Genomic DNA, 15,513 nt, shown 5'->3' with positions numbered 1-15,513 from the left:
GGCGATTACGCAGCGCGTTTAACTCTTTATCCATGTCTCGGACGAATGGAACAGCGGTCGCCCACCGTTGACCCAACCACCCACCGTTCATCTGCCTTTTCCGCCCTCTCTTGTCAGCGCTGCTCCACCAGATTGAGAAAGCGCCGAGTACGCTCGTTGTCCGGGTCCACCAGAATCCGCTCGGGCGTGCCGTCCGCGACGATCTTTCCGCCTTCCATGAACAGCACCCGATCGGCAATGTCCTGAGCGAACTTCATTTCGTGGGTCACCAGCAGCATGGTCATGTGCTGTGCGTGGGCAATCGAGCGAATCACCGCCAGCACTTCGCCGACCAGTTCCGGGTCCAGCGCTGACGTCACTTCATCGAACAGCATGACCTGCGGGCGCATCGCCAGGGCGCGGGCAATCGCCACACGTTGCTGCTGACCACCGGACAACTGCCCTGGGTAAGCATCGGCCTTGTGGCTCAGGCCCACCAGTTTCAGGTATTCCTCGGCACGGGCCAGCGCTTCTTCGCGGCTCAGTTTCAACACCCGAAACGGCGCTTCGGTGATGTTCTCCTGCACGGTCAGGTGCGGGAACAGGTTGAACTGCTGAAACACCATCCCCACGCGATGCACCACCGGTGCTTTTTTCGAGCCGGGCCAATGCCAGCCCGATTGCTTGTTCGGCACCGGCGCGCCGGCCACTTCGATGCTGCCACTCTGGTAGGTTTCCAGGCCCTTGATCAGGCGCAAGACAGTCGATTTGCCCGAGCCACTGGGGCCGATCAACGCTACTTTCTGGCCCTGTGGAATACTCAGGTCCAAATGATCGATAACCCGTGTGCTGCCGAAATTCTTCACCACTTGCTTGAGGATGATCTGCGGCGGTGCAGCGGGAAACGTGTGTGCAAGATCAGACATGACTGCGCCTTTCGAAATATTTGAACAGCAAGGACGTCGGAATACTGATCGCCAGGAACATCAGGGCCATGACCGTGTAGGGCTCGTTGTAGCGGTAGGTCATGCCGGCGATCTGCTTGGCGGCCTGGAACAGCTCGGGAATGGTGATCACTGCCAGCAGCGGGGTTTCCTTGAACATACCGATCAAGTAATTGCCAAGGATCGGCAGCATCGGTTTCAGTGCTTGGGGAAGGACGATGCGCCGCCACGTCGTGGCCGTGTCGAAATCCAGCGCACGGGCGGCTTCCCACTGACCGGCCGGCACGCCTTCGATGGCGCCGCGATAGGCTTCGGCGATGTAGGCGCCGTAATACAGCCCAAGACCGATGACGCCGGTGGAGATGGCGGGCAAGGTGATCCCCGCCAACGGAAAGGCGAAAAACAGCACGTACAACTGCACCATCAACGGCGTGTGCCGGAAGAAGCTCAAATACCCCGTGCTCAGCCGGCGAATCAGCGCCAGTCTCGAGCGCTGCGCGATGGCCAGCACCAAACCAAGGACTACGGCCAGGACAAACCCGAGAATCACCACTTGCAGCGTGACCAACAGGCCCTGAAACAGCTCTGGAATGATCGACCAGGCGAATGCGTAATCGAAATTCATGACGCGGCCCCCTGACGCCATGCGGTCACACGCTGCTCATAGCGCTTGACCAGCCAGCTCAACGGCCAGGCCATGACGAAATAGCACACCAGCACGATGCTCCAGATCAGCGTCTGCTGGCCGAGGGTGGTGATCAGTTGCCCACCAGAAAACGTCAGGTCGCTCAGGGTGATCAACGACACCAGCGACGTGGTTTTCAGCAGCTCGACCAGTTGATTGCCCAAGGGCGGCAGCATGAAGGGCAGGGCCTGCGGCAGGACTATCCGGCGAAAAGCCGTGATCGAATCAAAATCCAGCGCCTTGATTGCGTCACGTTGGCCACGGCTGACGTTGGTCAACGCCGAGCGCACGATTTCCGAACCGTAAGCTGAGAAGGTCAGGCCCAATCCGAGGATGCCGGTGGTCATGGGCGACAGGCTGATGCCGAACAGCGGCAGGATGAAGAACAGATAAAACAGCAGGACCAGGGCCGAGATGCCGCGCAGGATTTCGACGTAGACCGTGGCAATCCAGCGCAGCGCTCGCCATGGCGACAGGCGCATCAAGGCGATGACGAAGGACATCACCACCACCACGATTTGCGCAAAGAAGGTGATTTGCAGCGTAACCAGCGCGCCATTGGCCAACTGACGCGCAATGAAGCCTGCCGTTTCCACGGCATTGGGATCGATCAACATGGCCGTACTCGTATGGGGTGGGGCCCGTTATGTGCTCAGGGTTGTTCAAGCCTGCGCCTCGTCAGTCCGTGACGTCGCGCGCAGGCTCAAGACTCGGCAGTGCGGTTTAACGGTTGCAGCGTTGCTCGGCGGTCACGTCGGCAGGCGGCAGTTCGTTTTCGGTGTAGCCGTACTTCTGCAGGATTTTGAGCAGCTCACCGGAGGCGCGCAGTTTGGCCAGTTGCTCGTTAAAGGCCAGGGTGAATTCAGGGTCGTTTTTCGGCAGGCCGTAGGCGTGGTAATTCCAGGTCGGCTTGCCTTCGGCGTCGGGTATCTGATCGAACGGCAGGGCACGCTCGATGGCTGGACTGTTGGCTTTTTTCACCAGGCTGATGATTTCGGCATCCGGAAAATAAACCACGTCAACTCGATCCGCTTGCAAGGCCGCCAGGGCTTCGGTGTCCTTGTCGAACAGCACCACGTTGGCGCTGGCGATGCCGCTGTCCTTGGCTTCCTGCACCTGATTGCTGCCCGGCTGGGTTGCTAGACGCGCTTTGCCGTTGGTGGCGACGTCCTTGAGGCTGTGCAGCTTGAGCGGGTTGCCGGCTTTGACAATGAACGCACCACCTGAGCGCGTGACCGGGTTCGAATAACCTATCACTTTGCAGCGCGCCGGGTTGATGAACAGCCCGGCACCGATCAGATCGAACCGACCGGCCGCCAGACCTGGCACCAACGAGCCGAACTCGGTAATAGGTAAGTCGACTTTGCTGATGCCCAGATTGCCCAGAATCGCCTGCAGGATCTCGACATTGGCGCCGACGGTTTTCCCGTCGGTGCCGATGTAAGCGTAAGGCTGCTCATTGGCGATGCCAGCGGTCAGGCCTTGCGTACGACCTTTTTCCAGCAGGCCAGCGCAAGCGGAAAAGCTGAACAGCGCGTTCAACAGCACAGCAGAGCCCAACACAGCAGGCAGTGACAGCGTTTTAAGACCTTTCATTCAGAATGCTCAAGTGTGGAATTAACGGCGTCGCGCGCGGGTTTGTTGCGCGCGACGATCGGATTTACGGCTTCCAGATGTCGACGTCCTTGGCATCCACTGCCTTGGGCAGCAGGCCTGCGGCAAAAAACGCATCGGCGATTTTCTGCTGCTCACCCAACTGACCGGCGTTCACGGCTTGTACCTGATAACTGCGGTGTGCATTGGCGGCTTCGACGGTTGCCACATCGAGGTTGCCCCACAGCGGGCCCAGCACCTGCGCCGCGTCACGCGGGTTGCTTTTGATCCAGCTGCCGGCCTGTTGCAGTTGCGCGAACACTTGCTTGAGCACGTCCGGGTGCGCCTTGGCGTAGGGGGTGCTGGTCAGGTAGTAGCGTTTATAACTTGCAAGCCCTGTGCCGTCCGCCAGGGTACGGGTTGGCAGTTGCCGTTGGACGCTGGTGAGGAAGGGTTCCCAGGTGACCCAGGCGTCAACCTTGTTGTTCTCGAACGCGGCACGACCGTCAGCCGGCGACAGGTAGGCGGGCTGAATGTCCGAGAACGCCAGCCCGACTTTATTCAGTGCCGCAATCAGCAGGTAGTGAGTGCCGGCGGCTTTGGTCACGGCGATTTTCTTACCCTTCAAGTCCGACAGTTGTTCAATCGGCGAATCCTTGCGCACCACGATGGCCTGAGCGCTGGGCGAAGGGGTTTCTTCAGCGAAATAGGTGAGCTTGGCCTGCGCGGCCTGGGCGAAAATCGGCACGGTGTCTGCCACATCAGCGCTGATGTCGACGTTGCCGATGTTCAACGCTTCCAGCAACGGCAGACCGCTGGGGAACTCATGCCAGGAAACGTCGATGCCGTCAGCGCCGAGTACCTTTTCCAGCGTGCCTTGGGTTTTTAGCAGGGTGATGAGCGTCGAGGATTTTTGATAACCGATGCGCACCGTATCGCTGGCCTGCGCCGGCAGCACAACGGCGCAGGTCAAGGCCGTGATAAGTCCAGCTAACAGGGGGCGACGGAGCAACGTCCTGGCGTTACGAAGAGATGGGGGCATGGCAGACTCGTGATCGGATGATGGCTAATGGACGCCTGAATCCAATCATAGAGTTCTAAGAAATATTATTTAAATACCTTATGGTTATGAGCTTATGCCTTCGTTTTGTTTTCATGCGCAAGGGCTCAGGCGTGACCCTGTAGGTGAGAACTTGTTCGCGAGACGCCCGATCTGACACGCCGGCGACATCGTCTCGCCAACAAGTTGGCTCCTACAGAGAAATGTTTGCGCAGGGAAATGATTCAACGCACCCCATCCCTGACCACACGGTGCAGCAATGCCGACAGCGCCTCGGTGGAGTAAGGTTTTTGCAGCACGTCAAAGCGTCGGTGTTGTTCATTGCCAAGCTGGCTGTATTCATCGTTGTAGCCCGTGGTGGTCAGCACCACCGGGAGCCACGGAAAGCGCGCCTGTATCTCGCCAAACAGTTCGATACCGCTCATGCCCGGCATCGAGATATCAGAAAACACCACCTGAAAGCTTTCAGGATGTTTGGCCAGTGCTTCCAGGGCTGCGTGCCCGTCAGCCACCCACAGTACTTGGAACCCCAGCTGTTCCAGGGTCTGCGACGTGAAAACGCCAATGTCATGGTTGTCTTCCACCATCAGCACGCACAGCTCCAGGTCGGCAATGGACTGGGCTTCTGCTGCCTGCTCATCCACCTCGCTGCCCGGTACTGCGCTGGGCAGATACAGGGTAAATGTGCTGCCTTTGCCGTATTCGCTTTCGACCAAGATTTCGCCGCCTGACTGCTTGGCGAACCCGTACACCTGAGACAACCCAAGCCCCGTGCCCTGACCGATGCCTTTGGTGGTGTAGAACGGCTCAAAGATGAACTCCAGTTTTTCAGGCGGTATGCCCGAGCCCGTATCGCTCAGCGACACCGTCACATAGCGGCCGGGCCGCACTGGATGAGATCGAACCGAGGGCAGTGACTGCGCGCTACCCACGACGATCGACAGAGTACCGTCTCCGCTCATGGCGTCGCGGGCATTTACGATCATGTTCACCAGCGCCGTATCGAACTGGCTGCCGTCGGCATTGATAAAGCAGGGCTCGTCAGGCAGCGTGATCGTGACCTTGATCCGCGAACCCGTCAGGCTGTCCATCATCTCGCCGACACGCATTACGCTGTGTCCGGCATTGAATACTTCGGGGTGCAAGGCCTGGCGTCGAGCAAACGTCAACAGTTGACCGGTCAGCCGCGCCGCGCGATCCACGGTAGTGGAGATGGCTTCAACGTACTTCACCCGTCGCGCTTCAGGCAGAGAAGGGTGCTTGAGCAGGTCCGCGCAGGACTTGATCACCGTCAGCAGGTTGTTGAAGTCATGGGCGACACCGCCTGTCAGTTGCCCGATGGCTTCCAATTTCTGAGATTGGCGAAGCGCGTCTTCAGACTGTTGCAGCGCTTGCTTGGCCTGTTCTTCTTCCTGGATGTCGCGACCCACCGCGTGGATGAATTGGTTATCCGGCACTGCTGTCCACGCGATCATCCGGTAACTGCCGTCCGCATGCCGATAGCGATTCTTGAATCCGGAAAACACCTGCCCCTTGCTCATCTTTTCGGCAGCGGCGGTGGTCAGGGCCAGATCATCCGGATGCACCAACGCTAAAAACGGCGTGTCCACCAGCTCGACTTCCGAGTATCCCAGCACCTGCTTCCAGGCAGGATTCACCGCAAAAATATTGCCGTCGAAGCGAGCGACCAGCATCAGATCAGCGGACAACCGCCACATGCGGTCCCGATCCCGGGTGCGCTCCAGCACGCGCTGTTCGAGCGATTCATTGAGCGCCCGCAGCGCGTCTTCGGCCTCGCGCAAGCTGGTCATGTCCCGGGACACGCACAGAATCTTCTCCGGTTTGCCGTCCTTGCCGAAAATCGGGCTTACCTGGACGTGCCACCACTTCAAGTTGCCGGCCATGGTGTGGGCGGCCCCCATGAAGCTGGCGTTCTGGCCGTGTTTGGCGGCGAGTACCGCGGCTTTGGCATCGAGATTACCCTGATCCTGCCAAAAATCCGGCCACGGGCAGCCGCGAATGGCGTTGAAATCGCTCACCTCCATGATGCGTTGGCCGCCTTCGCTCATGAACGTCAGTTTGGCGTCCAGGTCGAGCACCTTGATGCAGTCGTTGATGCTGGCGAGCACCCGCTCCGTGAACGCTTCACTTTCATCCAGTCGGGCTTCTGCGCGAATCTGTTCGGTGGTTTCATCGATCTGGCAAAAAAGGCCGACCACCACACCTGTGTCGCTGTAGAGCGGACTGAAGGACAGCGACCACCAGGTGTTCTCGCTCAGGCCATTGCGACTGATGGTCAGAAACTGGTTCTTGATCCGGCTGTTGTTACCGGCCAGCGCTTGTTCGGCGTAGGGAGACATCTCGTCCCACGCACTGCCCAGCACCGAGGAGACCGGCCGGCCGAGCGCTTTTTCGGGGATTCCTGGCAGAACTGCGTGAAAGGCGTCGTTGAAAAACAGCAGCTGCTCAGGCCCCCAAACCAGAAAAACGCTTTCGGCTGAGTTGAGCATCATGCTCATCGAGGCGACAAATCCGGGAGACCAACTGCTGCGCGGGCCGATGCTGGAAGACGACCAGTCGGTCTCACGAAGCAGCTGCCCCATGTTGCCGCCCCCGGCTGGAAGGTCGATAAAATCACTCATAACAGTCCGCCACTATTTTCTTTGCCATTCAAACTGCGGTTCCACCCTCTAGAGTTGCCATCGCGCTTTTTACCACGGGCTCGCCGACAGTCATCACTGGTTCGGGTTGCGTCTTCAAGCTATGACCTTGGGCGATTGCTTTTGAGCGTTTGACATCAGCGTATTTTTATCGGCGCTCGTATCCAGCTTTTCTGGACATTTGTCTCAAGCTGAATCTGCCTTGATGAAGTCCACAAACGCCCGCAGCGGGGAGGGCAGGTAACGGCGGCCCGGGTAGTAGAGAAACGGTCCGCTGAACGTTTGCCACCAGGGTTCGAGCACCGGCACCAGCGCGCCGCTGTCCAGATGGGGCCGCAGCCAGTCTTCGAACAAGTGCACGATGCCCAAACCATCCAGCGCCGCCTGCACCGCCAGATCCATTGCGCCGCCGATCCGCACGGTCAGTGGCCCGGTGGTGTTGACCTGAACCACCTCGCCGTCGCGCTCGTACTCCCAGAGCGGCAACAAACCGCTGGGGAATTTCCCGCGCAGGCAGGCGTGATCGAGCAAGTCCCGGGGATGTTCGGGGCGGCCCCTCTGACGCAGGTAAGCCGGTGAGGCAGCCGTTGCCATGCGCTGGAATCTCGGGCCAATCGGCACCGCAATCATGTCCTGCTCAAGCCGTTCATCGTAGCGAATGCCGGCATCACAGCCTGCCGCGAGCATGTCGACAAAGCTCTCTTCGGTCACCACCTCCAGTCGAATGTCGGGGTGCGCCTGCAAGAACGGCGTGATGATCGCCGGCAGCACCAACCGTGCGGCGCTGACGGGCACGTTGAGCCTGAGGGTGCCGGAAGGTCGGTCCCGAAAGTCGTTGACCACATCCAGTGCCGATTCGACCTCCCCCAACGCCGGGACGATGCGCTCCATCAGTCGTGCGCCCGCTTCGGTGGGTGCAACGCTGCGCGTGGTGCGGTTGAGCAAGCGCACGCCCAATCGGGCTTCCATGCGCCGAACGGCATCGCTCAGGCTGGAAGCCGATTTGCCACTCGACCGCGCGCCCTCGCGAAATCCCCCAGCGTTTACCACGGCCACGAAGGCCAGCAAGTCTTGAATATCAGCTGCCATTGTTCGCTCATCCGTACAACCCGTGCCGATTGCACCCGATTATCAGCTCAGTGGTCAACGCCTATAGTCAGCCCCACACCCATTGATTGAGGCATACGCCGTGAGCGACGCAAGCAAGGCAGGTACGTTTTTACTGGGCGACCGGACGATCAACCGCATGGGCTATGGCGCCATGCAACTGGCCGGTCCCAACGTTTTCGGGCCACCCAAGGATCCGAAAGCAGCGCTTGCGGTGCTGCGCGCAGCGGTGGCTGCCGGCGTCAATCACATCGATACGGCCGATTTCTACGGTCCGCACGTGACCAACCAACTGATCCGCGAAGCGCTGCATCCCTACGCCGCTGACCTGGTGATCGTCACTAAAGTGGGCGCGGTGCGTGGCGAGGATGCTTCCTGGAACCCGGCTCACAGTCCGGCCGAGCTGACCCGGGCGGTGCACGACAACCTGCGCAATCTGGGAGTCGATGCGCTGGACGTCGTAAACCTGCGGGCTTGGGGCAACATGCATTCGCCGGGGGAAGAGTCCATCGAAGAGGGGTTCAGCGCGCTGGCCGATTTGCAACGCCAAGGTCTCATTCGTCACCTGGGCCTGAGCAACGTAAGCGCACCGCAGATCAAGCAGGCCCAGGCCATCGCGCCGATTGTCTGCGTCCAGAACCATTACAACCTGGCCCATCGCGCCGACGAGCAATTGATCGCTGATCTCGGTCAGCAGGGCATCGCGTACGTACCTTTCTTTCCGCTGGGAGGCTTCACCCCGTTGCAGTCGGACACGCTTTCCGGCGTCGCCGCGCGGTTGAACGCGTCACCGTTACGGGTAGCGCTGGCGTGGTTGCTGCAACGCGCGCCGAACCTGTTGTTGATTCCCGGCACGTCGTCGGTGGCGCACCTGCGCGAAAACCTCACTGCCAGCGATCTTGTGCTCACGCCAGAACTGCTCGCTGAACTGGAAAAGGTGGCCTGAGCCATCGTGGGAACAATCAGGTACGGGGCTTTTGCGCGAGCGCACGTGCGCTTCTGCCGAATACAATGCCTATCTGCTTCTGCCTAAGGCGAAGGAGCCTTGCTTGCAGGCGATCTGCCGGGCACCGGCAGCCAATCCTGAGCACGCGATGTGCCTGGCGTTGCGCAGGTGCCTGAATCGGGACCGCTGCGCGCCCCATCGTCAGCAAGCTGAACTCCTACGGCCTGCGGCCGGAATCAACCGTCCCGTCTTTGTCGGTCATGCGAATGAATGGGATAGTCAATCGGCGCTTTTCCATTGTAGGAGCGCGCTTGCCCGCGATAGCGATCTGTCAAAGAACTCGCCTTCGACAGGGCGTATGCAATCACGGGCAAGCGCTTCTACAGCGCAACACGGTCGGCGCTCTGTGGACCCCATTCTCCGGGGGATGGTTTATCTATAGGCCATCTGAAACGATGGCCTAATGACGAACCGCGGGATCAGTGATCCATTTGGTCTTTGGTGATCTTGCCGCTGTGTGGATCGACATGAAATTCGTATTTCATACCGTCCTGCTTGAGGCCTTCACCTTCCCAATGACCATCGTCGGCTTCGATCTTGGTGATCTGCGTATAACCGGCTGCCTTGAGCGTCGTCTCAACCTGGGCCTGGCTGATCCAGTCAGCGCCCGGCTGATCGGCCCACGCCGGTGAAGCGGCCATCGCGGTAACGATTGCCAGGCCTGCGAACAACTGAGTCAATGATTTCATTGCATGTTTCCTTTTTTGTAGTGACGTAAGCGATGGACAGAATTTGCTGCGGATTGGTTCACACTGGCTGTTTTCCGGAGGATCATTGCGCCATCCTGAGCAACGACGCACAACGTCATGCGCTTATCCCGAACACTGCTCCCAAAGACACAACACCTATTTTCCATCCCAAGGAGTGCGTTTGTGATTGACCATCTCGATCATCTGGTACTGACCACCTGCGACGTCGATACCTGCAAAGACTTCTATACCCGGGTGCTGGGCATGCATCTGGAAACCTTCGGTCAAGGCCGGCTGGCGTTTCGCTTCGGTGAGCAAAAAATCAATGTGCATGTGCGCGGCCATGAGTTCGAACCCAAAGCGCATCTTCCCGTCCCGGGCGCGCTGGATCTTTGCTTCATTGCCAGCATGACCTTGGAACAGGTGATAGAGCATCTGAATGAGCAGAATTGGCCGATCATCGAAGGCCCGATACCTCGGACCGGCGCGACGGGGCCAATTCGCTCGGTGTACGTTCGTGACCCGGATCTGAACCTGATCGAGATATCTGAAAAGATCTGATCTTTCTATCTAATGCCAACGTGTGAATTATGAATATCCCAATCAGCAATGACCGTCAGCTCATCGTCCCGTCATCGATGAAGGTTTTGTCGGAGCGTGCAGGCTACGCGCCGGCGGTGAAAGTAGGCCCGACTGTGTACTGCGCAGGCCAAGTGGGACGTACCGATGAACTTGAGGTCATCACCGATCCCGCGCAGCAGTTTCTTCGGGCTTGGGAAAATGTGCGCACAGTCTTGGCTGGTGCAGGCTGCACCTTCGAGGACGTGGTCGACATGACCACCTACCACGTCGATATGCAGCAGCACATGGCCGTTTTCAGACGCGTAAAAGACAGCGTGTTTCCAAGAGGCACTTGCGCCTGGACCTGCATCGGCGTCAGCGAGCTGGCGAAGTCTGGATTGCTGGTGGAGATCAAGTGCGTCGCTGTTCAGCGTTGAGCCCGCGCAATGATGGACGGCATGACGCGGCTATTGATGCTTGTGTCGCCGGCAACGCTCCGAGCAATAGCGCACCTCATCCCAACAGCGCGCCCATTTCTTGCGCCAGGTGAATGGCAATCCGCACACCACGCAGAGCTTGACCGGCAGCTCACTTTTTTTCATTGCCCGTCTCTGACCTGACAGAAAGTTGCCTGTTGTGATTAGGCGTCAGATGGCGTAATCGACTCATCACTGGACTCAGCCGCCAGTTTCAAGCGGTCGGCTTTGCTGATGTATCTGGATTTGTTGACCGGAGCCAGTTTGGCACTGGCTTTTTTGGCCTTGGCTTTGAACAGCTGCTGCAATTTTTTTTGACGATTCACGGGTTTCTACTCAGCTTTCGGATGCTTGCGTGCTGGGGAACTCGCGCTATTGAATCAGATGTGCAGGACACGTACCCGCTTTTTACCGCTGTGGTTCGGCAACGTATGTTGGCGTTACCCGAGAAGGCCTGAACAACGCCAATTCCGTGGGGGCGGACCTGTCCGCGAAGGGGCCGTCCTGACCGACGAGTATTGATCGTCGTCACCCTCGCATTCGCGGACAAGTCCGGTCCCACATAATGAACTGCCCCTACAACGACAGAACAAATCGGCGTTCATCACTGATGCTCTCATGCGAAGGCGGAGCTTCAGGTAAAAACCCGCATCGCTCCAGCACAGTTATCGAACCGCTATTTTCTGGATAGGCATAACCCACCAGTTGCGTCAGTCCCCAACGCTCGCGCGCCACCTCAATCACATGTCTGAGCGCCATTGTTGCCAGTCCTTGCCCACAAGCGCGCTGTCCAATCCGATAGCCGACTTGCGCGGTATGCCCGATCGAGTCGATGCCTTTGAGATTTGCCCGACCGACAATTTTCCCAGTCGTACCTTCGATCACAAACGGGTGCCAGGCGCCGCTGGCAAAGTCCGACAAGTAGCTCTCGATGTGTTCGGTCACGCCTGCCAGCGAGTAAAACGAGGGGTCTCGCGCTTCGATGTGGGCTTCAAACCACTGGCGATTATCGATTTCGAATGCCAGCAATGCCTGGCTGTCGGTCGTTCTCAGTTCACGAATCTCAAACGGCTTCACTGATCACGTCTCCTGTTCACAGGCCACTTTCCATTGCGTCTCATGATGCAATACTGACATTCGATGGGCCACTGCGACGAGCCCAACCGGGATGGGGGTTTGAGGGAGGTCAAGCGCGCCTGATCAGTTGATGCGTGGATGCTGATCCACCAGCGCTTTGCGTCGGGCCTGGAGTTCAGCGATCTGCGCGTCGATGTCTTCTATCTTTTCTTCGATGGTGTCGTGGTGCTCTTGCAGCAGTTCCTTTGCCTCTTCGAGGTCGGAAGCCGCCGGGGCTGCGCCGCGCAACGGCATGTTCGCCGTCTCCTTCATGGTCAACCCAGTGATCAGGCCAATCACCGCTACGACCATCAGGTAGTAGGCCGGCATGTACAAATTGTTTGTGCTTTCCACCAGCCAGGCTACTGCGGTCGGGGTAAGCCCTGCGATCAGCACCGAGACGTTGAAGGCACTGGCCAGGGCGCTGTAGCGAATGTGGGTCGGGAACATGGCGGGGAGGGTCGAAGCCATCACGCCGATGAAGAAGTTGAGCACCACAGCCAGAATCAGAAGGCCAGAGAAAATCAGCCCGATTTTGCCGCTGTTGATCAGCATGAACGCTGGAATGGCGAGCAACAACAAACCAATACTGCCGCAGACGATGAAGGGGCGGCGGCCAATCCTGTCGCTGATCATGCCGATGAAAGGCTGCACGAACAGCATGCCGACCATGATCGCGATGATGATCATCACGCCATGGTTTTCGCTGTAGTGCAGGTTGTGCGACAGGTAGCTGGGCATGTAGGTCAGCAGCATGTAATAGGTGACGTTGGTCACCACCACCACGCCGATGCAGGTGATCAGGCTGCGCCAGTGCTTGGTCGCCACTTCCTTGAACGTAGCGCGCGGGACCTCCGTGCCAGCTTTTTTGTTCTTGGCCTGATCATCGACGTGCTGCTGGAACGCCGGCGTCTCTTCCAGAGCGTTCCGCAGATACAGCCCCAGCATGCCAAGGGGCAGGGCGAGGAAGAACGGCAAACGCCAGCCCCATTCCTGAAATTTGTCCTCGCCGATGATCGAGGAGATCAACACCACAACGCCGGCGCCAAGCACAAAACCTGCAATCGAGCCGAAGTCCAGCCAACTGCCGAGGAAGCCGCGTTTGCGGTCCGGGGCGTACTCGGCGACGAAGATCGATGCGCCGGTATATTCCCCGCCCACCGAAAAACCCTGAGCCATCTTGGCGAGCAGCAGCAGGATCGGCGCCCAGATGCCGATCGAGGCGTAGGAGGGGATCAGGCCGATGGCGAAGGTGCTGAGGGACATGATGACGATGGTCGCGGCCAGGACTTTTTTGCGGCCGTATTTATCGCCCAGTGCGCCGAAGAACAATCCTCCCAGCGGCCGTATCAAGAAAGGCACCGAGAACGTGGCCAGTGCTGCGATCATTTGGGTGCCCGGGTCAGCGCCAGGGAAAAACACCTTGCCCAGCACGTAGGCGACAAAGCCATAGACGCCAAAATCGAACCACTCCATGGCATTGCCGAGCGCAGCGGCTGTGATCGCTTTGCGCACCTTGGCGTCGTCGACGATGGTGATGTCTCTCAAACCGATGGGGCCGGCACTGCTTTTCCCTGTTTTCATACATCAATACTCTGTCGCGGATCTGTCTGCCGGCGCACTGCTGACACCGCTTGAAAAGCGGCGTTGCAGGTGCGCCGTTGTGTGTATGCCATTGTTTTAATGGCATGGGCTGTTCCGGATCAGATACAGTAAGTCACGAAATAATTCAGTGCTCACTGCCATATTTTCCTTTCCTGACTGAGTTCAAACCCATGACCGATTCGGCGTTTTCCGCAGACATCGAAGCTGTGCACGCTATCGACGCCGTTCCCGTCATTTTGAGTATGGTCAAACATTTGACCGGCATGCGCTTTGCCGCTGTCGCACGCGTCACGGACAAAAACTGGGTCGCGTGCGCGGTCGATGATTCCATTGATTTCGGTTTGAAACCCGGTGGCGAACTGGTACTGGAATCAACCATTTGTCATGAAATCCGCCAGCACCGCACGCCGGTCATTTTCGGCCATGCCAGCACCCATCCGATTTTCGCCACCCATCACACGCCTCTGACCTATGGCCTGGAGAGCTACATTTCCATTCCTATCATCAAAGCCAATGGTGAGTTTTTCGGCACGTTATGCGCGATCGACTCAGTGCCCGCCAATCTGGAAGGGCCGGCCATCGTCGAGACACTGAAGCTGTTCGCCCAGTTGATTGCGATGAATCTGGACACCCAGGGCAATCTCGATGCCACACGATCGGCGCTGGCAACGGCGACTGAACACGGCATGCTGCGCGAGCAGTTTATGGCGGTGTTGGGCCATGACCTGCGCACGCCCCTGAGCGCCATACAGATGAGCGCTGAATTACTGCAAAGCAAAACCACTGAAAAGCGCTCGCTGAATCTGATCACAGCCATCCGTACCAGCTCGATTCGCATGGGAGTGCTAATCGAAAACGTGCTGGATTTTGCACGTGGGCGCTTGGGGGGCGGGATTCCGGTCAGACGGGTATTGACGGACGATCTCGCACACACGCTGCAGTTGACGCTGGATGAGGTGCAGGCCTCGCATCCTCATGCGGTGATCAGGCATTCTCTGGAAGTGCCTGCCGGCATTTATTGCGATGCGCTGCGCATTACTCAGTTGCTTTCAAACCTGCTGGGCAACGCAGTGACCCATGGCGCGCCCACCATGCCGATTGAGGTGAGGGTATTTCACCAAGAGGATGAGGTGGTGATCTGCGTAGTCAATCAGGGAACACCGATTCCCGCTCAACTCATGCCGCTGCTGTTCGAACCGTTTACGCGGTCCGAAGCCGGTCAGCGGGGTGAAGGACTGGGATTAGGGCTTTACATCGCCTCTCAGATTGCTACCGCCCACAACGGCACGTTGACCGTGACGTCCAGCGCGCAGGAGGGCACCGTTTTTACCGCGCGGTTTCCCGCGAAAATGAAATGGGTAAGTTAGCTGACACCAGCGTTACTGTCTCAAGCGGGCAATCTGCAGCGACGCGTACCTGTGGCACCGAGGCGCTTGCGATCGGTCTGACCCGCACCAGTGGGAGCGGACCTGTCCGCGAAGGGGCCGCTAAATTCAATACATCTCCAGCGCCCGAAACATCGCCTTCGCGGACAGGTCCGCTCCCACCTGTTTCGTATCTGCCGAGGATTTCCGTAACGCTCGGGTCTGTAGGAGCGAACTTGTTCGCGAGGCGTCGAATCAGACACGCCACGCAAACTGCCTCGCCAGCAAGTTGGCTCCTACAGAGTCTGTGAATCCTCAAGTCAACGGCTCGACCGATGCGGCCCTCATCGCGGGCTTTGTCTCCAACAGGGCCGTGGCGCTTCCGACCCATCGGCATGGTGCCTACCCTGTAGGAGCGAACTTGTTCGCGAGGCGTCGCATCTGACACGCCACGCAAACTGCCTCGCCAACAAGTTGGCTCCTACAGAGTCTGTGAATCCTCAAGTCAACGGCTCGACCGATGCGGCCCTCATCGCGGGCTTTGTCTCCAACAGGGCCGTGGCGCTTCCGACCCATCGGCATGGCGCCTACCCTGTAGGAGCGAACTTGTAGTGGTCCAGTTTTTTTGGACCATCACGTAGGAGTATTAGGCCGCCAGCTTTTCGAAA

Annotated in this window: 16 protein-coding genes; 4 read left to right on the top strand and 12 right to left on the bottom strand. The window is 58.6% G+C overall.

All coding sequences use genetic code 11. From position 1 onward, the window contains the following. Nucleotides 1-113: 113 nt before the first annotated feature. From ACWKWM_RS06775 to ACWKWM_RS06745, 7 genes are all read right to left on the bottom strand, one after another. Nucleotides 114-905, bottom strand: coding sequence for an amino acid ABC transporter ATP-binding protein (locus ACWKWM_RS06775; protein ID WP_483845395.1), 792 nt, complete (start codon nt 903-905; stop codon nt 114-116). Continuing rightward, nucleotides 898-1,548, bottom strand: a complete 651-nt coding sequence (gene ehuD, locus ACWKWM_RS06770; protein ID WP_483845394.1) for an ectoine/hydroxyectoine ABC transporter permease subunit EhuD — start codon at nt 1,546-1,548, stop codon at nt 898-900. The genes ACWKWM_RS06775 and ehuD overlap by 8 nt, the downstream gene beginning before the upstream one ends. After that, nucleotides 1,545-2,225: an ectoine/hydroxyectoine ABC transporter permease subunit EhuC gene (gene ehuC / locus ACWKWM_RS06765; RefSeq protein ID WP_483845393.1), complete on the bottom strand. Its 681-nt coding sequence runs from the start codon at nt 2,223-2,225 to the stop codon at nt 1,545-1,547. Before ehuC ends, ehuD begins: the two co-directional genes overlap by 4 nt. 106 nt (nt 2,226-2,331) lie before the next feature. Continuing rightward, on the bottom strand, nt 2,332-3,204 hold the full coding sequence (ehuB, locus tag ACWKWM_RS06760; protein ID WP_483845392.1) for an ectoine/hydroxyectoine ABC transporter substrate-binding protein EhuB: 873 nt from the start codon (nt 3,202-3,204) through the stop codon (nt 2,332-2,334). A gap of 64 nt (nt 3,205-3,268) precedes the next feature. After that, the gene (locus tag ACWKWM_RS06755) at nt 3,269-4,243 is read right to left on the bottom strand and encodes an aliphatic sulfonate ABC transporter substrate-binding protein (RefSeq protein ID WP_483845391.1); all 975 of its coding nucleotides are present in this window, start codon (nt 4,241-4,243) and stop codon (nt 3,269-3,271) included. 242 nt (nt 4,244-4,485) lie between these two features. Beyond that, nucleotides 4,486-6,864 (bottom strand): PAS domain S-box protein, encoded by a 2,379-nt coding sequence (locus tag ACWKWM_RS06750; protein WP_483845630.1) that lies wholly within the window; start codon nt 6,862-6,864, stop codon nt 4,486-4,488. A 243-nt stretch (nt 6,865-7,107) separates the two neighbouring features. Continuing rightward, nucleotides 7,108-8,010 carry a LysR family transcriptional regulator gene (locus tag ACWKWM_RS06745; RefSeq protein WP_483845390.1) on the bottom strand — a complete coding sequence of 301 codons (903 nt, stop codon included), beginning with the start codon at nt 8,008-8,010 and terminating at the stop codon, nt 7,108-7,110. Nucleotides 8,011-8,110: 100 nt separating this feature from the next. On the opposite strand from ACWKWM_RS06745, the gene ACWKWM_RS06740 reads away from it, so the two are divergent. After that, a complete protein-coding gene (locus ACWKWM_RS06740) occupies nt 8,111-8,974 on the top strand; it encodes an aldo/keto reductase family oxidoreductase (RefSeq protein WP_483845389.1) in 864 nt (287 codons plus the stop codon). Between the two features lie 479 nt (nt 8,975-9,453). Here ACWKWM_RS06740 and ACWKWM_RS06735 read toward each other — a convergent pair whose 3' ends face one another. Next, nucleotides 9,454-9,723: a PepSY domain-containing protein gene (locus tag ACWKWM_RS06735; protein WP_483845388.1), complete on the bottom strand. Its 270-nt coding sequence runs from the start codon at nt 9,721-9,723 to the stop codon at nt 9,454-9,456. A 183-nt stretch (nt 9,724-9,906) separates the two neighbouring features. Here ACWKWM_RS06735 and ACWKWM_RS06730 point away from each other — a divergent pair, with 183 nt between their 5' ends. After that, nucleotides 9,907-10,284, top strand: coding sequence for a VOC family protein (locus tag ACWKWM_RS06730; RefSeq protein WP_483845387.1), 378 nt, complete (start codon nt 9,907-9,909; stop codon nt 10,282-10,284). A 29-nt stretch (nt 10,285-10,313) separates the two neighbouring features. After that, nucleotides 10,314-10,721, top strand: a complete 408-nt coding sequence (locus ACWKWM_RS06725; RefSeq protein ID WP_483845386.1) for a RidA family protein — start codon at nt 10,314-10,316, stop codon at nt 10,719-10,721. Nucleotides 10,722-10,751: 30 nt separating this feature from the next. On the opposite strand, the gene ACWKWM_RS06720 is transcribed toward ACWKWM_RS06725, so the two are convergent. The 4 genes from ACWKWM_RS06720 to proP all read right to left on the bottom strand — a co-directional run bounded on the left by ACWKWM_RS06720 (nt 10,752) and on the right by proP (nt 13,460). Further along, nucleotides 10,752-10,886, bottom strand: coding sequence for a DUF2256 domain-containing protein (locus ACWKWM_RS06720; protein ID WP_483845385.1), 135 nt, complete (start codon nt 10,884-10,886; stop codon nt 10,752-10,754). Nucleotides 10,887-10,924: 38 nt separating this feature from the next. Continuing rightward, the gene (locus tag ACWKWM_RS06715; protein ID WP_483845384.1) at nt 10,925-11,086 is read right to left on the bottom strand and encodes a DUF2986 domain-containing protein; all 162 of its coding nucleotides are present in this window, start codon (nt 11,084-11,086) and stop codon (nt 10,925-10,927) included. Nucleotides 11,087-11,336: 250 nt separating this feature from the next. Next, nucleotides 11,337-11,837: a GNAT family N-acetyltransferase gene (locus tag ACWKWM_RS06710; RefSeq protein WP_483845383.1), complete on the bottom strand. Its 501-nt coding sequence runs from the start codon at nt 11,835-11,837 to the stop codon at nt 11,337-11,339. 123 nt (nt 11,838-11,960) lie between these two features. Next, entirely contained in the window at nt 11,961-13,460 is a 1,500-nt protein-coding gene (gene proP, locus ACWKWM_RS06705; protein WP_483845382.1) for a glycine betaine/L-proline transporter ProP, read from the bottom strand. A gap of 191 nt (nt 13,461-13,651) precedes the next feature. On the opposite strand from proP, the gene ACWKWM_RS06700 reads away from it, so the two are divergent. Next, entirely contained in the window at nt 13,652-14,848 is a 1,197-nt protein-coding gene (locus ACWKWM_RS06700; RefSeq protein WP_483845381.1) for a GAF domain-containing sensor histidine kinase, read from the top strand. Nucleotides 14,849-15,513 lie beyond the last annotated feature (665 nt).

This window comes from Pseudomonas rosaeacicularis (assembly GCF_057128745.1).
This window is presented reverse-complemented; position numbering and strand designations above follow the sequence as displayed.